At 41.6% G+C, this 16857-nt stretch carries 15 protein-coding genes; 4 read left to right on the top strand and 11 right to left on the bottom strand.

The window, feature by feature from the left end:
• Window positions 1–48: 48 nt before the first annotated feature.
• From ACQ4KW_RS02225 to ACQ4KW_RS02200, 6 genes are all read right to left on the bottom strand, one after another.
• Window positions 49–309, bottom strand: a complete 261-nt coding sequence (locus ACQ4KW_RS02225; RefSeq protein ID WP_430884907.1) for a FeoB-associated Cys-rich membrane protein — start codon at window positions 307–309, stop codon at window positions 49–51.
• 57 nt (window positions 310–366) lie between these two features.
• The gene (feoB, locus tag ACQ4KW_RS02220) at window positions 367–2343 is read right to left on the bottom strand and encodes a ferrous iron transport protein B (RefSeq protein WP_430884906.1); all 1977 of its coding nucleotides are present in this window, start codon (window positions 2341–2343) and stop codon (window positions 367–369) included.
• A gap of 116 nt (window positions 2344–2459) precedes the next feature.
• Window positions 2460–2681 (bottom strand): FeoA family protein, encoded by a 222-nt coding sequence (locus tag ACQ4KW_RS02215; protein WP_430884905.1) that lies wholly within the window; start codon window positions 2679–2681, stop codon window positions 2460–2462.
• A 140-nt stretch (window positions 2682–2821) separates the two neighbouring features.
• Window positions 2822–3373 (bottom strand): DNA-3-methyladenine glycosylase I, encoded by a 552-nt coding sequence (locus tag ACQ4KW_RS02210; protein WP_430884904.1) that lies wholly within the window; start codon window positions 3371–3373, stop codon window positions 2822–2824.
• Window positions 3363–4589, bottom strand: a complete 1227-nt coding sequence (locus tag ACQ4KW_RS02205) for an NAD(P)/FAD-dependent oxidoreductase (protein WP_430884903.1) — start codon at window positions 4587–4589, stop codon at window positions 3363–3365. The genes ACQ4KW_RS02210 and ACQ4KW_RS02205 overlap by 11 nt, the downstream gene beginning before the upstream one ends.
• Before the next feature lie 110 nt (window positions 4590–4699).
• Complete coding sequence (locus ACQ4KW_RS02200; RefSeq protein WP_430884902.1) at window positions 4700–5506, bottom strand: response regulator; 807 nt, start codon at window positions 5504–5506, stop codon at window positions 4700–4702.
• A 185-nt stretch (window positions 5507–5691) separates the two neighbouring features.
• On the opposite strand from ACQ4KW_RS02200, the gene ACQ4KW_RS02195 reads away from it, so the two are divergent.
• From ACQ4KW_RS02195 to ACQ4KW_RS02185, 3 genes are all read left to right on the top strand, one after another.
• Window positions 5692–6753: a hypothetical protein gene (locus ACQ4KW_RS02195; RefSeq protein WP_430884901.1), complete on the top strand. Its 1062-nt coding sequence runs from the start codon at window positions 5692–5694 to the stop codon at window positions 6751–6753.
• Between the two features lie 268 nt (window positions 6754–7021).
• Entirely contained in the window at window positions 7022–8263 is a 1242-nt protein-coding gene (locus tag ACQ4KW_RS02190; protein ID WP_430884900.1) for a BREX system ATP-binding domain-containing protein, read from the top strand.
• 106 nt (window positions 8264–8369) lie between these two features.
• Window positions 8370–9440, top strand: coding sequence for a hypothetical protein (locus ACQ4KW_RS02185; RefSeq protein WP_430884899.1), 1071 nt, complete (start codon window positions 8370–8372; stop codon window positions 9438–9440).
• Between the two features lie 85 nt (window positions 9441–9525).
• Here ACQ4KW_RS02185 and ACQ4KW_RS02180 read toward each other — a convergent pair whose 3' ends face one another.
• On the bottom strand, window positions 9526–9888 hold the full coding sequence (locus ACQ4KW_RS02180; protein ID WP_430884898.1) for a response regulator: 363 nt from the start codon (window positions 9886–9888) through the stop codon (window positions 9526–9528).
• Between the two features lie 218 nt (window positions 9889–10106).
• On the opposite strand from ACQ4KW_RS02180, the gene mnmH reads away from it, so the two are divergent.
• Window positions 10107–11147: a tRNA 2-selenouridine(34) synthase MnmH gene (gene mnmH / locus ACQ4KW_RS02175; RefSeq protein ID WP_430884897.1), complete on the top strand. Its 1041-nt coding sequence runs from the start codon at window positions 10107–10109 to the stop codon at window positions 11145–11147.
• Window positions 11148–11383: 236 nt separating this feature from the next.
• Here mnmH and glmM read toward each other — a convergent pair whose 3' ends face one another.
• The 4 genes from glmM to ACQ4KW_RS02155 all read right to left on the bottom strand — a co-directional run bounded on the left by glmM (window position 11384) and on the right by ACQ4KW_RS02155 (window position 16596).
• Window positions 11384–12733 carry a phosphoglucosamine mutase gene (glmM, locus tag ACQ4KW_RS02170; RefSeq protein WP_430884896.1) on the bottom strand — a complete coding sequence of 450 codons (1350 nt, stop codon included), beginning with the start codon at window positions 12731–12733 and terminating at the stop codon, window positions 11384–11386.
• Between the two features lie 320 nt (window positions 12734–13053).
• Complete coding sequence (locus tag ACQ4KW_RS02165; RefSeq protein WP_430884895.1) at window positions 13054–14145, bottom strand: TMEM165/GDT1 family protein; 1092 nt, start codon at window positions 14143–14145, stop codon at window positions 13054–13056.
• 8 nt (window positions 14146–14153) lie between these two features.
• Window positions 14154–15485 carry an MATE family efflux transporter gene (locus ACQ4KW_RS02160; protein ID WP_430884894.1) on the bottom strand — a complete coding sequence of 444 codons (1332 nt, stop codon included), beginning with the start codon at window positions 15483–15485 and terminating at the stop codon, window positions 14154–14156.
• Window positions 15486–15552: 67 nt separating this feature from the next.
• Window positions 15553–16596 carry a hypothetical protein gene (locus ACQ4KW_RS02155; protein WP_430884893.1) on the bottom strand — a complete coding sequence of 348 codons (1044 nt, stop codon included), beginning with the start codon at window positions 16594–16596 and terminating at the stop codon, window positions 15553–15555.
• Between the last annotated feature and the right edge of the window lie 261 nt (window positions 16597–16857).

The following is a 16857-nucleotide window of genomic DNA, read 5'->3' as shown; positions in this document are numbered from 1 at the left end:
ATAAAACCCGTTCACAACACTCTATTCTAGTGTAATGAACGGGTTTTTCTAGTCATTGGCGTTTTCATCCTCTGTAGGTTTTTGACGTAAGTCTTTTTGAGAATTTTTATCTGGGCACTGCTCAGAATCCTCTTCTAAATCTGAAAAATCTATATAGCCCAGTGAGGAGGCACAATCCGACGATTCACAATCACCACAAGAGCATCCTTGACATTTGCCTTCAGCCCCTTGTTTGATTGTTTTATAAGCTTGGTAGCCACCATAGCCGAAAATCAAAAGAGCTAGGAGGCCTGTTATAATTGTTCCCAAGTCTTTCACCTCTTTTATTGGTTGATCCTTTTCTATCAAAACCGCCGTGACCTGTCATTAAAATCCCAGCAAACGGCCCACTTGATAGACTAAAAACGCAAACACCCAAGCCACTGCAATCTGGTAAGCCACAGAAAAACCAGTCCATTTCCACGAGTTTGTCTCTCTTTTAATAACGCCGATCACAGCCACACATGGGGTGTAGAGTAACACAAAGACCATGAAAGCATAGGCTGACAGGGCTGTAAACTCGCTTTGAAGAACTTGTGCAAAAGCTCTGGTCGCTTCTGGATCAGCAAAGCCGTAAACAATGGCCATATTGGAAACAACAATTTCTTTTGCGGCTATACCTGTTAAAAGAGAAAGAGCCGCTTGCCATCTGCCAAATCCCAAGGGCTTGAAAACCGGTGCTATGACCTTACCAATAGACGCACCAAAGCTTTCTGTTATTATGGCCGGTCCGTTGAAGTTGTAGCTGGTAATGACCCATAAGATAACTGAAGCTGCAAAAATAACGGTTCCTGCTTTTACAATATACCCTCGCACACGTTCCCAAACATGGATAAATAGCGCTTTGGGAATCGGCAATCTATAAGTGGGAAGTTCCATAATAAATGGCGTTTCCTCACTCTTAAACAAAAATTTTCTGAAGAGATAGGCCATAAGAAGGGCCACCAGTATGCCAAAGACATACAGGGAATAAGTCACAAGTGATTCGTACCCCTTGAAAAAGACTGATGCGAACAAAATATAAACTGGCAATCTGGCACTGCAGGACATGAATGGGTTGATCAATATGGCAATGAGTCTGTCGTTTTCATTTTCCAGTGTCCTTGTGCCCATAATAGCAGGCACATTGCACCCAAATCCAAGAATCATAGGAATAAAGGTCTTTCCGTTCAGACCGACCTTGGTCATCCACCGATCCATTATAAAGGCCACTCGGGCCATGTAGCCACTGTCTTCCAGTATTGAAATAAAGAAGAACATGATGGCTATATTGGGCACGAAGGTCAGAACTCCGCCAACACCGCCGATGATTCCGTCTACGATAAGGGACTGCATCCAGTCCGCCACACCAATCTGCATGAGCAGGGCACTCGCAAAGCCTGCAACATGATCGGAAAAAAAGACGTCCAGTATATCCACACCATATCCCCCAAGGGTAAAGGTCATGTTAAAAACAAAGTACATAACCAAGGCAAATATTGGAATTCCAATCCACTGATTCAAGATGTATTTGTCAAGCTTTGCTGACAATTTGTCATAGCTCTCGTCGGGTCTTTTTACGACGGTTTCCATCATATCGTTTATAAGCCTGTATTTTTCGTTGGCGATCTGTTCGTCTACAGCTGGCAAGCTATCTATACCACTTATATCATAGGCTTCCAGAAGCATTTCATCACGCTCTAGCAGTTTAATACAAGCCCATCTCTTATTGATATGGTCTGGAATGTGATTAATCACATGCTCTGCACCTTGAATCATTTGCTCCAAATCTTCGCTGTATCTTATGGGCTTGCTTTCAAGTTTTGCACCTGAGTGAACCTGGTCTAAAACCATGTCCATAAGAGCGTCAAGGCCCTTTTCTTTTCTTGCAACTATCGGCACAATGGGTAAACCAAGAGCTTCTGATAGGCCCTCCACATCAATTTTTATGCCTCGTTTTTCAGCTTCATCCATCATATTCAGGGCAATAATAACAGGTCTGCCAAGTTCCATGAGCTGGAACGTCAAGAATAGGTTTCGCTCAAGGGCACTGGCATCCACGATATTGATAATCATGTCTGGCATGTCTTCTAAAATGTATTGCCTGGAGATTCTCTCTTCAAGGGTAAAGGGCGACAGGGAATAAATGCCTGGTAGGTCTACAATCGTAATGTCTTCACCCTTATGGCGAATCGTGCCTTCTTTTTTTTCTACGGTCACGCCAGCCCAGTTTCCAACATAATGTCGTGCACCAGTCAATCCATTTAAGAGTGTTGTTTTACCACAATTGGGATTGCCGGCAAGGGCCACTTTAAATCCACTCATATCTTCACCTTTTCTATGTTAAATCCCTAAAAACGCAGGAAAACCCGCTACCCATATTTCTGAGCAGCGAGTTGCAAACTTTCTTATTAAAAAATCTAATGCCGGTTCTTTAGGGTCTATAATTCTTCAACCAGTATTTTTGATAAAATTCCATGACCAAGGGCCAGCCTTGTTCCTCTAATGTCTATAATGACCGGACCACCAGCTGTTGCTGATACGATGTCAAATCTTACGCCTGGTGTTAATCCCATATCCTGAAGCTTTTTTCTTAGTTTCTGTCCCCACGCGATTTCTTTGAGAACAACTTTTTTGCCAGGTTTGGCCATTTTTAGCGGCATGCGATTTCCTCCATCCTGAAATCAATTATCATTTACATGACAATTTTAATACGGATTGATATTCATTGTCAATAAATTTGAACAATTTCCTCAAAGTGTCATAATTCCATTTCTGAACTCATTTCACTCCAATTTCAAATCTACCTAAAATCACAGCTTAAAACATGGTCATTGACAACCCCTACAGCTTGCAAGTAAGCATACATTATTGTAGGGCCTACAAACTTCATCCCCCGTTTTTTTAAATCTTTGCTAAGCCTTTCTGAAAGCTCTGTTTTAGCGGGCACATCTTCTAGCCTTTCAGCATGACCAGTAATCACTTGCCCTCCAGCAAAGTCCCAAAGGTATTTATCGAAGCTGCCATAGGTCTTTTGAATATCTAAAAATATTTTTGCATTGCCTATAGCTGACTCTATCTTCTTTCTATTGCGAATAATCCCTTCATTTTTCATAAGGGTTTCCACATCTTCCTGCCTTAGTTTCGAAACCTTTTCAGGATCAAACCCCAGGAAGGCTTCACGGTAGTTCTCACGTCTTCTTAGTATGGATATCCAGCTCAGACCAGCCTGGGCAGATTCCAGTATGAGAAACTCAAAGAGCACTCTGTCATCATGAACAGGAATCCCCCACTCCTCATCATGATACTTCACATAAAGGGGATCATCCCCGCACCATGAACATCTACTTGCCATAAGACACCTCTTTCAAATAGGACTGTACAGAAAGTGCAGCCATTTTCCCACTGGAAAAGGCCCACTGAATATTGTATCCTCCAGAATTGCCATCCACATCAAGAATCTCCCCTGCAAAAAACAAGCCCTCTGAACACTTCGAGGCCATTGTTCCCGCTTTTACATCTTTAAGAGAAACCCCGCCGGCTGTCACCATAGCACTTTTCATATTCCCCATTTGCTTAATTGTCATGGGATAGGCTTCCGCATAAGAAAGCAGTTTTTTTCGAGCCTTTTTTCCAAGCTCAGCACAATTTTGATTTTCATCAATTTCAGCCAGCTGGAGGAGCTTGAGAGCACTGCGTTTTGTCATATGCTGCATAAGGATTGTTTTCAATAATTTTTTATGTCCATTTAACATGTCATTTTCTAGGGCATCTCTTGAGGTTGTTTCGTATAGAAATTTTAAATGAACCACATCACCAGCACACATATCTCTGCTATTGTCGAGGATCCCTGGACCGCTTAGACCTGTGTGCGTGATTAAAACATCTCCCGTGTAATCCGCAAGCTTCTTTCCATTTCTATAGTGATAGATTTTCCCCTTTGGAAAGGACAAACCAGCCAGATCTGTGAGTTTAAAGTTTTCAATATAGATTGGAGTCAAGGCCGGCCTTGGTGGAACAATTTTGTGACCCAGCATCTTGGCCAGCTGATAGCCAGACCCATCAGACCCCGTCATAGGATAAGAGGCTCCACCCGCAGCCAAAATGACTGACCTTGTCATATATCGTCCTCCTGATGTGACAACTTGATAGCCTTGGTCAGTTTTATCAATATCGACAACCTTTTGGTTTTTTAGAAGGGAAATCTCATTTGATTCCAGCCCCTTTCGAAGAGCCCTAAAAACATCCCAAGCATCCATACTTTTTGGAAAGACCTTACCATCCTCCCTAACATGAGGGGGCACCCCACGACTGGTCATATAATCCATGACATCGGCATTTGTAAATCCACAAAGGGCTTTTCGTACAAAACGCCCGCGGTCTCCGAATTTATCATAAAACCCTTCTATCGGGCCATCATGGGTAAAGTTGCACTGACCCCCACCAGATAAAAGCAGTTTTTGAGCCGGTTTTTCCTCCCCTTCTAAAACAAGGGCATGGACGCCCTTTAAGAAATTGCCTGCCATAAGGCCCGCTGGCCCTGAACCTATAATAATACAATCGTAAGACATATCTTCTCCACACTCTCGCTCATTTCAACGTCCAGCTCTTTGACTGGTCCTATTTTAGCCACTTATCTTAAATCAGTAAAATAGCCCGGCACGTTCTCCGGGCTCCTTAACTATTTGTTGTTCATCTCTTCTATCATTTTTGACAAAATATCTTCTTTCGTCAAGCCATCTTCAGGAAAAGTCACATAATCATTGACCAGCTTGCAGGATGCCAGGTTGGTGTCTGAATCTTTGAGTGTCTCAAAGATAGACTGAAGCTTGGATTCAACAATATGCCTTCCGTTTTTTCCGCAGAAAGGAAAAAAGCTCACAAAATGATTCAGACCAAAGGAGACAAGGGCGTCAGTTTCCCAGTAGGTCCCCTGGAGCTGGTTTAAGAACCGTGGCGAGACATGGACACTGGCATCGGCGCCTTCATTTGTCATAATAGAGCTAAAGCAAACAGTCATGGCATACTGGCCTTTCTGAGCTTTTCGAATTTCTCCAGCCAAATACCTTGTAATATCGATGGTCATTTTTATGCCTTCGCTGCCTGGTGATGTTGCCGGGATTGTCAGCCCCACATTTCTTTTAATACGGCTGATTAGAACATTGTCCTCCACAGACTTGAGTATATAGTCATTGGCCCCCAGTTTCATGGCGCTGACAAAAAACTTTCTTGTCGACGATGAAGTGAATATTATAAGGGGTATATTTCTATGTTCTGCCCTAAACTCTTTCATATTTTCCATCAAAATGGGATCTTCAAAATTAAGATCGGCCATAATCACATCCACATTAAATGAGTCATGATCAACATAGTTTACAAGCTGGTTATAACTTGTTGCTTCATGTATGCGAATGTCTGATAAGCTGAGAAGTCCCTTTATTCTACTTCTAATAAATGCTTTTTCGTCAAATAATACAAGATGATACATACCTGTCCCCCCTTATCTGTATTCATTACATACCCACTCATACGTACGACCTAGCCCGGTCTAAAGTCCTGTTTTTCAATCACCGCTAAATTTTCAGAAAATTATAACGATAATATAGATATAGGACATTGTTGTAGTCTACACGGAGGTGAGACAATATGAGGATTGAGAGTTCTTCGATAAGCATGGAGGCGAATCGAGAGTTCAAGAAGACGGAAACCTCACGCACAATGCTCCAGTTATGGAAAGTGGAACCACGCTTACAGGAAGATGCACTGAGCTTATCGCCTGAAGGCATGGGCCTCGCCGAAAACGACATAGCAAACACCGACCATTTAGACGCTATTTATGAACCAGAAGACATTGAAGATGAACTGGACCTTTATCTTTCAGATGAAGACCGCATGAAAATCCGTCTGCTTGAGAAGTTGATTTCCTGGGTAACCGGCAAACCTTTTAAGTTTGATTTAATCGGACTAAAGGACAATCGCTTGAAAAGGCAAGGGCCTAAAAAGGGACGCCCCCAGAAAAGTCAACCAAGTCAGCAAAAGAGTCAAGGCCTATTCCCTGCACAGGTATCTGGTTGGGGAATGCGCTTCCACCACTCAGAAAGCAAGTCTGAATCTGAAAAACTTGACTTTAAGGCTTCAGGGAAAGTCAAAAGCAGTGATGGTCGAGAAATGGAATTTGATTTAAACATGCATATGAGCCGGGAAACACACACAAGTAAAAGCATTGACATACAAGCTGGGCAAGCCTTGATCGATCCAATTGTCATTCAGACTGACAGCATCCCGCCCGGACTGGCAGACAAAAAAATTCAGTTTGATCTTGATTTAGATGGTCAACTGGATGAGATGAGCGTGCCGAGAGATGGTAGTGGATTTCTCGTTTTTGACAGAAACAAAAATGGAGAAATTGATGATGGCTCAGAGCTTTTTGGACCACAATCAGGGCATGGATACTCAGAAATGCGTATGCTTGACAGCGATAACAATGGCTGGCTCGATGAGAACGATCTTGAATTTGAAAATCTTCAGATCTGGTCAATGGATGCCTCAGGTCAAATGGTTTTAACTGGCCTAATCGATGCCAATGTGGGCGCTATATATTTAGGGTCTGTATCCACTGAATACAAACTCACCGACAGCGGTTTTGATCAAAATGGTCAACTTCGAGAAAGCGGTGTGTATCTCAAGGAAAACGGTGGTGTTGGCTCTGTTCATGAAGTTGACATTCTGGTTTAAGCCCCATAAAAACTCATATTAAAAGCCTTCATCACACCTTAAATAATGAATACTTATGAAACACTATGATTATAAGTTTTGTGGTCAAGGTCTAAATCTGAAGTTTTGTAAAGGCCTGGGTTTGATTAAAAAATAGAAATCAGATAAAATATGACTAGACAATCTAGTGAGCAGGTCCTGACTTGCTCACTTTTTTGACGACTTGATTTAACAGAAAATTTTAACGATTCATCATCATAATTAGAGTTCGTCACTGGGGGTAGATGCATTGCAACATTCAGACTACAAATCCGTACTTAATGCTTATAAAAATGGTGTGGTGCCTGCATTTGTGCCAGAACGTCTTTGTGTCGGTCGAGAAGAGGAAACACTGGAGTTTGAAAGATGCTTTTCAAATGTCAAAAGTGGAACAAGCTCTGTCAAATGGATCATAGGTGAGTATGGGTCTGGCAAGACCTTTATGCTAAACCATCTAAAGGCCATGGCCCTCGAAAAGGACTTTGTTGTATCCCACATTCAAATTGATAAGGCCTTCCGTTTTAACAACCTTGAACAAATGTATTATCAGATCATGCACAATCTATTTGTTAAAACCATCGAAGGTCGAAAATCCAGTTTTGATGACCTCTTTGACATATGGATAGAAAATTTACAAACATCTCCCAACAAGGCACAGTCAGCTAAGGAAATAAACACTGTTATACAGACCCTCAGTCGATATAACAACGCCTTTGCTCGGTCTTTTCTAACCTATATTCGAGCCCGTATACAAAAGAACATTAGCGTATCAGAAGCGGTAGCGGCTTGGATCACAGGAGAAAAGAACATTCCATCCAACTTAAAAAAGCAGTTCGGCATCGTCGGCTCTGTTGACAAGTTCAATATGATGGATTTTATGAAGGCTTTTTCAAACCTTATCCCCCTCTTAGGCTATGGGGGTTTTGTGGTGCTCGTAGACGAACTGGACCTTATTATTGATGAGCGCAGTGACATTCGTATGACCGCTTACGCCAACTTGAGACAGCTTATAGATTTGACAAGTTCCAATGAGTTGAGCCAAACCTTTTTCGTCATGTCGACGACACCTCGTCTTCTTGAAAATGAGGAAAAGGGCTTCTCAACCTATGGTGCCCTTTCACAAAGACTCGGAAAAGCCATTGACCCAAAACGCAGGAATCTAGGGGATCTCCGCCAGCCAGTCATATGGTTATCCCCCCTAAACCATGAGGCCTTCTCTGATTTTACAGACGAGTTTTTTGAACTCTATAAAAGGGCTTATCCCATTGATCTTAAAATCAGCACAGAATCCCTCAAAAACTGGGTCTTGCTGTCTTATCATAAGGAAGGCATGGACTATAAAAGCCTGACCTTTAGAGACTTTTCAACCAAGCTTCTGGAAATACTAGATATTATCCAGCAAAATCCTAAAAACAATGTCTTTCGCAGTGAACTGACAGCCACTGAGAAAAACGGGCAAATTGTCTTTAAAAGTGGTACTATTTCTGGGTAGTTCACAGGTTGAACAAAACCTGATATTATAATGAACATATCCTTGAACCGGATAAGCTAGAATTTTAAAGCTTTTTCGGCCTAAAAACTGAAGATGGAGTCAAAAAATGAACCGTTTGAAACAATTAATTAGCTTACTGAACATATTTGCAGCCTTCATAATGGTTGCTTTGCTATTCTATGGCGATGAAACACTCTTTGCCCTAGCCTATATCTTGATCACCATGCTTATGATTCGACGCACCCTGCGTGTTGAGGAAGAAAGCAAGTCCCGTGTCACACTGACCATCACCTATATACTTGTACTGGCTTTTAAGCTGCTCTTTAACAGCAATGGTATATTTGGCGAGGGGCTTCTTGGCATACCCCAATCAGCAGCAAAGCTTATCGGTGTTTTGCTTATATGTGTGCCTTTTATTATTGATCACATTTTCACATCAAAAAGATACACCCAGTTCTTGTTCCCTTCTATAGATGAACTGGCATCCTTTAGTTTCCACACATTTAGGCACAACAAACAAGCCATTAAAAGCAAGCTTCAAGTTGTTCAAAAAGCTCGAAAGAGCATGTCACGGCAAAACATTGATGAAATTCTTAGGGACATTCCAAGACATAGTTCCCGTCGATATGTCAATAACGGAAGCTTAACCTCGGAGTATTTCTATCAGGCCTACAAAAGCCTGGAAGACCCCTATATCTATATCATCATTTCAAACACCGGCAGTGCCGCCAGTGAGATGATCTCACTCTTTACCAATAAAGAATACAACCACGCTTCCATTTCATTTGATTATGAACTGAAGACAATTATCAGTTACAACGGCGGGGAGAAGGTCTACCCCCCTGGTCTTAACGCCGAAATGGTCGAGTATTTCAATAAGAAATCTGATGCGTCTATTATGGTTTACAAACTTAAAACCACATTCGAGCAGAAAAAGCGTCTTATTGATGAAATTAAAAAAATTAATGATGAAGGCAGCGCTTATAATTTGTTAGGCCTCTTACTTCGGTATTCCCACAAGCCTAACATTATGTTCTGCTCCCAGTTCGTTTACAAAATGCTCAAAATAGCCGACCTTCATTATTTTGAAAAAAAAGAAACCAACGTGAAACCAACAGACTTTGTTGAACTTGATTACAGACGCCAGCTTGAATTTGCATACGAAATACAGTTCTAACCTAAGACAATATTAAAACCACTCAACCCAGTGACTTCAAGACGCCAAGGTGAGTGGTTTTAATACGCTTTACATTTTCATTTAATTATTCTTCAAGAACGAGTTTAATTATTTCAAGAACTGCTTTTTCATCAAAGGGTTTAATAATATAATGTTTTGCTCCATTTTCCAGTGCTTCAAAAACAAGATTCTTTTGTTCGATGGCACTGATCATAATCACACGAGCATCTGGAAAGCTCTCAATAATTTTTTTGAGTGCGGCAATCCCGTCCATTAGAGGCATAGTAATATCTAATGTCACAATATCTGGCTGGTGAAGCTTGTACTCATTAAACGCCTCTTGACCATTGGATGCTTCGCTTATGACATCGTGTCCGCCTTTTACAAGCAGGCGACGCAATGTTTTTCTTATGACAACTGAATCGTCAGCAATGAGAATATTAGCCATTTTTTCCTCCTAATGCTCATATTATCTTATTTATATACCCTATTAACTGGCGGAGTTAATCAGGGCATATGGGGAAATCTTCACAAAATTTATTGAATAAAGTCACAACAAACATTATGATAGTAATGTTAATTTTAATATTATCTCAATGATTTATGTTTTTTTATAATACTTAAACTGCATATAATCAAAACGGACATGGATACGGAGGCCATTATATGCTACTGCCTATAGAATTTGAAAAGTTAAATGAAAAGGACTGTCTATTTTTAGATGTCCGCAGCCCTGCTGAACATGAGGAAGCCACAATATACGGGGCTGTGAACCTGGCTCTTTTTAACGATGAAGAGCGCAAAATAATCGGAACCATGTACAAGCATGATTCTCCTGAAGACGCCAAAGAGCACGGTGTGGAGATTGTCTCACAAAAGCTGCCTAAGCTTTATAAAGAAATCATTCGACTCCGTAAGGAAACGGGAAAGAAAATTGTGCTTTTCTGCGCAAGAGGTGGCATGAGAAGCACTTCTCTGGCTCTGCTTTTAAACGGACTTGGTGAAAAAGTCTATTACCTGAAGGATGGATACAAGGGCTACAGAAAAGCTGTTATTCGGGGGATAGAGGCCCATAGCCAGGACGTGCGCTTCATCGTCCTCCACGGTAGAACAGGGGTTGGAAAGACGAAAATTCTCGATGAACTCACAGATCTTGGAATGGATGTTCTAGACCTAGAAGGCGGTGCCAATCACAGGGGGTCTCTCCTGGGAGGCGTTGGACTTGGTGAACAGCCTTCGACAAAGTCCTTTGAGTCTTATATCTTCCACACTTTGAAAAATAGAAAGAGTAAGTACATTTTTGTTGAAGCCGAAAGTCGCCGTATTGGCAAACTCTTTGTCCCTAAATGCGTCAAGGACCAGATGGCCCTTGGGTATCAGGTTCTAATTGATGCAGATATTGACTTTAGAGCCAAGCATCTTATTTCTGAATACACAGATCTTGAACCTGGCAATACCGAACTCCTAGAAGCCATTGACAGAATTAGGCGTTACATGGGCAATGAACCCGTCGAGCACTTGCAAGAGCTTGTTAAAGATGGGGATTTTGTAACTGTTGCCAAAGAACTCATGGTCAATTATTATGACCCTATGTATGACCACAGCATAAAGAAATATGACTTTGACAAGACCGTTCAGGTGGACACCTTCAAGAGGACCGCAGACCTCTTAAAAGTTTGGCTTGAAGAAGATCTCATGGTCGATTAGTGACAGGGCTGACACAATATAAATTGTGCTTTCTAGCGAAAAAAGACTATAACGCAATCAAAATAGAGCATCAGCAACCTGGTTTAATGACCAGTCTTGCTGATGCTCTTTTATTTTCATCATAAGACACTTGTTAAATCAGAATTATATACAGGACACCAGTGAGGCATAAGTGCCTTACTGTAGCCCCTTAAAACCCATCCAGGCCCATAAAAACTTTTAAATAAAACCTATTCTTATCGACCCAATCGTTCTTCGATCAAACCAACGAGCTCTTCAGCAAACTGATTGAGTTCAGATTGATCCTTGCCCTCTATCATAACACGTACAAGCGGCTCTGTGCCTGATGGGCGAATAAGAACCCTGCCCTGACCACTAAAATGTTTTTCCACCTCAGCGATTCTTTTTATGATCACATCGTCACTTGTGTAGTCGTGCTTTTTAGAATTAGTCACTTTGGCATTTTTTAAAACTTGTGGATAGGTGTCCATAATACTTGCCAGTTCAGAAAGCTTCTTACCTGTTTCCTTCATAACATTGATGAGTTGCACTGCCGTTAGAAGACCATCTCCAGTCGTGTTATGGTCTAGGAAAATAATATGACCAGACTGCTCTCCACCAAGACTATGCTTGCCCGCCTTCATGGCTTCAAGGACATAGCGGTCGCCAACTCTTGTTTTTTCCAGTTTTACAGCTTCCCCCTGCATAGCTATATCAAGACCCAGGTTGCTCATAACTGTAGCGACAATTGTATCATTGTTAAGCTTACCCTTTGTTTTCATGTGGGTTCCGCAAATGGCCATGATTTTATCACCATCAACAATTTTGCCCGTCTCATCAACTGCAATCAGTCTATCAGCATCCCCATCAAAGGCCAGTCCAATATCTGCTTTTTGTAAAATCACTTCTGCAGCAACCATTTCTGGATGTGTGGAACCACAGCCTGCATTGATATTAAAACCATCAGGCTCAGAGTGGATGCAAGTCACTTCAGCCCCTAAATCCTTAAGCGTTTTTCGCGCCACTTCATAGGCCGCGCCATTGGCAGCATCCACAGCTATTTTTATGCCTTCAAAATTGACATCAATTGTTGACTTCACATAGTCAGCGTATAAGTCCATGGCTCTGAAAACTTCCGTTTTACGTCCAAGCTCTGTACCAGAAGGGTTGTGTTCAAGGTCTTTATCATTCAAAATATAGTCTTCAATTTTTTCCTCTACAGCATCTGGAAGCTTAAAGCCATTGTTGTCAAAAAACTTAATGCCATTATACTCAACCGGATTATGCGATGCGGAAATCATAACCCCAGCATCCACGTCTAGATGTCTTACAAGGTAGGCCACTGCCGGCGTCGGCAAGACTCCAATTTTAATCACATCACACCCTGCTGACAGAATGCCCGATATCATTGCTGATTCTAGCATATCGCCAGATACCCTTGTGTCTTTGGCAATTAATATTTTTGCTTTATCTTTATTTTCAGTCAAAACATGAGCGCCGAAGCGACCCAGCTTATATGCCAATTCATTTGTAAGCTCTACATTAGCTACACCACGCACACCATCTGTGCCGAATAATCTACCCACTTTACGTCCTCCTGAATTTACCCACCATAAGGGTTATTGTCAAACTGTTTTTATTTTACCATAATGCTGCTTATGGGTGTACCTTTTTCCTCTTTGGCCTTGATATGGCCTATATAACCTTAGCCTCCAGCAGAAGTCAACATCTCCCCCAGGCCTCTGGAAGACACATTTTTGAACTGATAGCTCAGACGGATTCTCTCCAGCAAGAACATACGTGGGTCTTCCTCTGCACGCTAAAGCCCCCTCATCAAGAGGGGGCTTCCATTAATTACTTTTTATATTCTCATAAAAACCCAAGACCACTTATCTATCAGGTCTGCCTAGTTTAAGCCGTCAGGCTTTGTTAAATGGCTTGTCATCCATTTTTCATACTCAGCATAGGTCTTGATCTCCCCTGGTTTTTCAATAAGTAGAAGGGCCTCCAGTGCCTTTCTGATTTCCCTTAAAGGCTTATTCTTTTTAAAATCTTCTGGATGGCTGCTATAGTAAGTCATAAGGGCCTTCATCGTCGTGTAAAGCATATTTGGAGGCACATCTCGGTGAATCAAATTCTTGACCACTTGAAGAGTATGATCTGGCACATCTTCATTTTTTTCAAGCAGGGATAAGACCAATTTCATATAACCAATCAGACAACTGTGTCCCTTACATTTCCCACAGTGTTCTTCACCTCGGCACATAGATTCTAAACCACTTTTCACAAGATTAATTGTTCTGTAAAGTTCTGCAGATTTTTGCTTAAGTCTTGTACGCCGAATCGATTGTACCTTAAGATGAAAACTTCTATAGCGTAGACCCATTACAAGAAATATCAGTGCAAGTCCCACGGCAAGCCACTGGCCTTGAATGTTCAACAGTCCCGCCGCATCAATAAGCTTCTGACAGCCAAAAATAAGGAAGGCTACCGTTGCAAGCACCTTCATAATTTCTTCTGGTATACGCTCACCAAAACGCTGTGCAATCAATATTCCCAGAAGACTGGTTAAAACCATTCCACTGGTTGTCCCAAGAAGTATAAGAAGGGGGTAAGAGGCATCCGTCGAAAGGGATAGAGCCGTCAATTGTGTTTTGTCCCCCAGCTCTCCTATAAAAAAAGCCAAAGCCACTGTTAGAAGGGGCCCAAATTTTTCCTTGTTGTCTTCTTCGTTCTCAGGTGGTTCTATGTCAAGCGATAGGAAGGCAAAGAGTAAAAAGAGAAGTCCTGCTGCTGTATGAATGACCTTCATGTCTAGATACTGAGTTAAGAATGTTCCAAATAGGATAGCAAGTCCATGATTGGCCGCAGATCCAAGTGCCACGCCTATGAGTATCTGGTGTATCTTGTATTTTGTTGCAAAAGCCATGGCCACGATCTGAGTTTTGTCTCCCATCTCTGCAACAAGTATCAGCAGCATTGCTGTTAAAAACTCCATATGTCACCCTATTCCAGTTGAAACGCTCTCCAACTGCCTTTCTTAATGTAAAAGTGTCCGACGGCGGCTTCTACAAACACCGATCCTGCAACTGCCCACCAAACACCATTTATGCCCATATCAAAAATGGTTACAAGGAGCCACGCAACAGGAACCTTGAAGACCATATTTGCCACTAATGATGATAACATAGCTGGCTTCGTATCGCCAGCCCCTTGAAAAACGCCACCATAAATAACAGGGAATATGACCACAACAATGCCAAGATAGACAATTCTAAGATAGTTTACTCCAATGGAGATCACTTCAGGATCTGAAAGGAAAATTTTAAAAAGTATATCTGGAAAAATAACGTATGGCACTGCAAACACGACCATGTTAATGGCGCCCAGCTTAAGACCCTCTTTGATTAAATGATCCAGTTCTTTTTCATCACCCCTACCAAGAGCCTGCCCCACCATGATGGAAATGGCTACAGAAAGCCCTGACAAAAATATAAAAGTATAACTAAAAAGCTGACCGCCAATACCAAAAGCTGCTGTCCCTGCATTGCCACCGGCCCTAAGAACAATGGCAAACATAAGCATGCCTGTAATCGGACGGGCAATTTGCTGTATACAGGCCCAGCTTCCCACTTTTAGAATCTGCAAAGTCCGTGATTTTTCTATCCTTAAATATGAAAAAAATAAGGTCGACTTGCCTTCAAATATTTTTTGTATCACCCGAATCACCACAAGAATGCTACCCACACCAAGTGAAATCACTGTGGCAAGGGCCGCCCCTCCAATACCCATATCCAGCGTGAATATGAGAAGGGGATCTAGGATAATATTAAGTATGTTTGTAATGCCAAATATTATTAAAGGACTCATTGTGTCGCCAATGCCTTGTAAAATATTTCGCATACTAAAATTGACAAAGACAAAAGCCGTCCCCATAAGCACCATGTTTAGATATGTGGTCGTATACAAAATTGTGCTGGTTTCTGTGGCCCCATATACATTGCGTACAACAAAGTCAGAAATGTGGCGGCCGCCAATGCCGATAAAAAGACCTAAAAGAATGGCCAATAAAAGACCATTGCCTGTTGCCGATCTTATTTTGTCCCAGTTGTTTTCTCCAAATCCTCTTGCTGCAATAGCGATAGACCCTGCCGCTATAATGGCAGACATAACAAAAACGACGCCTGCCGCAGACGTTCCCAGCGAGGCTGATGAAGCAAATACAGTTCCTAACTTTGATACAAAGAACAAGTCACAGGTGTATACAAGCGACTGTAAAATTGTCCCGACCATAACAGGCCAGGACAATTTTATAATTTTTCCAATTGTGCCTTCCATCTTCCACCCCACAAGTCAGATTCCCCACATGAATGCTTCCGTTCGATTCCTATTGTTTCCTTACTTGCTACTCATTTAGACCCAAATCCACACCTAGGACCCATCCCTTTTCTGGTGCCTTGTCCAGTTCCATGAAAATTGATGTGATCATTTGACCAGTTGTTATGTCTTCATAAGGTTCGGCAACATAGAGTCCTTTTTCCTCAAGCGCTTTGTCATACCAAGGCCTTTTCCTAGGGTCATAGTCCTCAGGAAGCTCTATATCCTCTGACAAGTAAAAAGCCCCCTCAGGCGATGCAATATAGGCTGTGACGACTTGAGGATTTTCTTGGCATACACTTCTCAGAAGGCCCATTAGGTCTTCTTCACCCATTTGTGTACCAAGTGCTTGAGAGTGCTTTAAAATAGAGTCTTCCCACGCCTGTATGTCCTTATCACTTAGCCTTAGACCTTTGCTTTGATCTTGGGGATCCATAAAGTTCACTTGGTCCCTTTCACTTTTCGTTTCTATTTCATTAAAGATATAGTTGGAATAAGCCTCAGCTTTTTCCCTGTCTTTTTCAAGAACAAAGTCAATACCTAGAACCACTTCGCCAACACTTTCATTTCCCACTGGTTCTGCTATAGAGTAAAACATTTTTTCAGAAAAAGCATCCAAGTACTCATCCTCGTAATGACCATCTTCAAGGGCCCCGATGTACCAAGGACGGTCTGATGGAACATAATTTGGAGGCAGTTCCTGCTTTGGCACTATCTGAAAAGTGTCATCTTCAAAAGCCAGGTAGACATAATCAATATTATCTGTCTGTATGGTTTTTAAAGTTTCCTTATATGCGTCTTTTGTATTTAGTCCATCAAACAAATCTTTTATGGATTCGTATTGTTCATTTAATTCTAGCTTTTTTTCCAAATACTCAACTGCAAGTTGTCTCCCCATATCTTCACTTTTAGTCGTTTCATTATCACCCGCTGTGCCGTGAGGTTCCCCTATATCCATCGTTGGTGGATCATTTGATTGGTCAGCCTCATTCTGTTTGCTGTCTTCACAACCAGTCGCTGCCAGGGCTAAAAGCATACAGACCGTGAGTCCGATCTTTGCTCTAACACTCATCTGATTTTTTTATTCTCTTTTATACCATTTAATTCTTTCTTTCCAGCGAACTTCATAAAAGTCATATTTCTATTCTCCTTTTCGCAACTCAGCAGCCTGCATGGTCTCACTCTATTGCCAGCGAATGACTGATACTGCAAGTGCCTAAATTAGTGAAAGTTCTCCCGTCTGAAAAGTCCAAATCTTCATATCCAATTCCATTTTACACTATAGATCTACGCAATAACTATTTTATCCATATATGTTATTAATATTTAACAT

The organism is Tianxiuia mixotrophica, assembly GCF_050596425.1.
Lineage (GTDB): Bacteria > Bacillota > Clostridia > Peptostreptococcales > Acidaminobacteraceae.
This window is presented reverse-complemented; position numbering and strand designations above follow the sequence as displayed.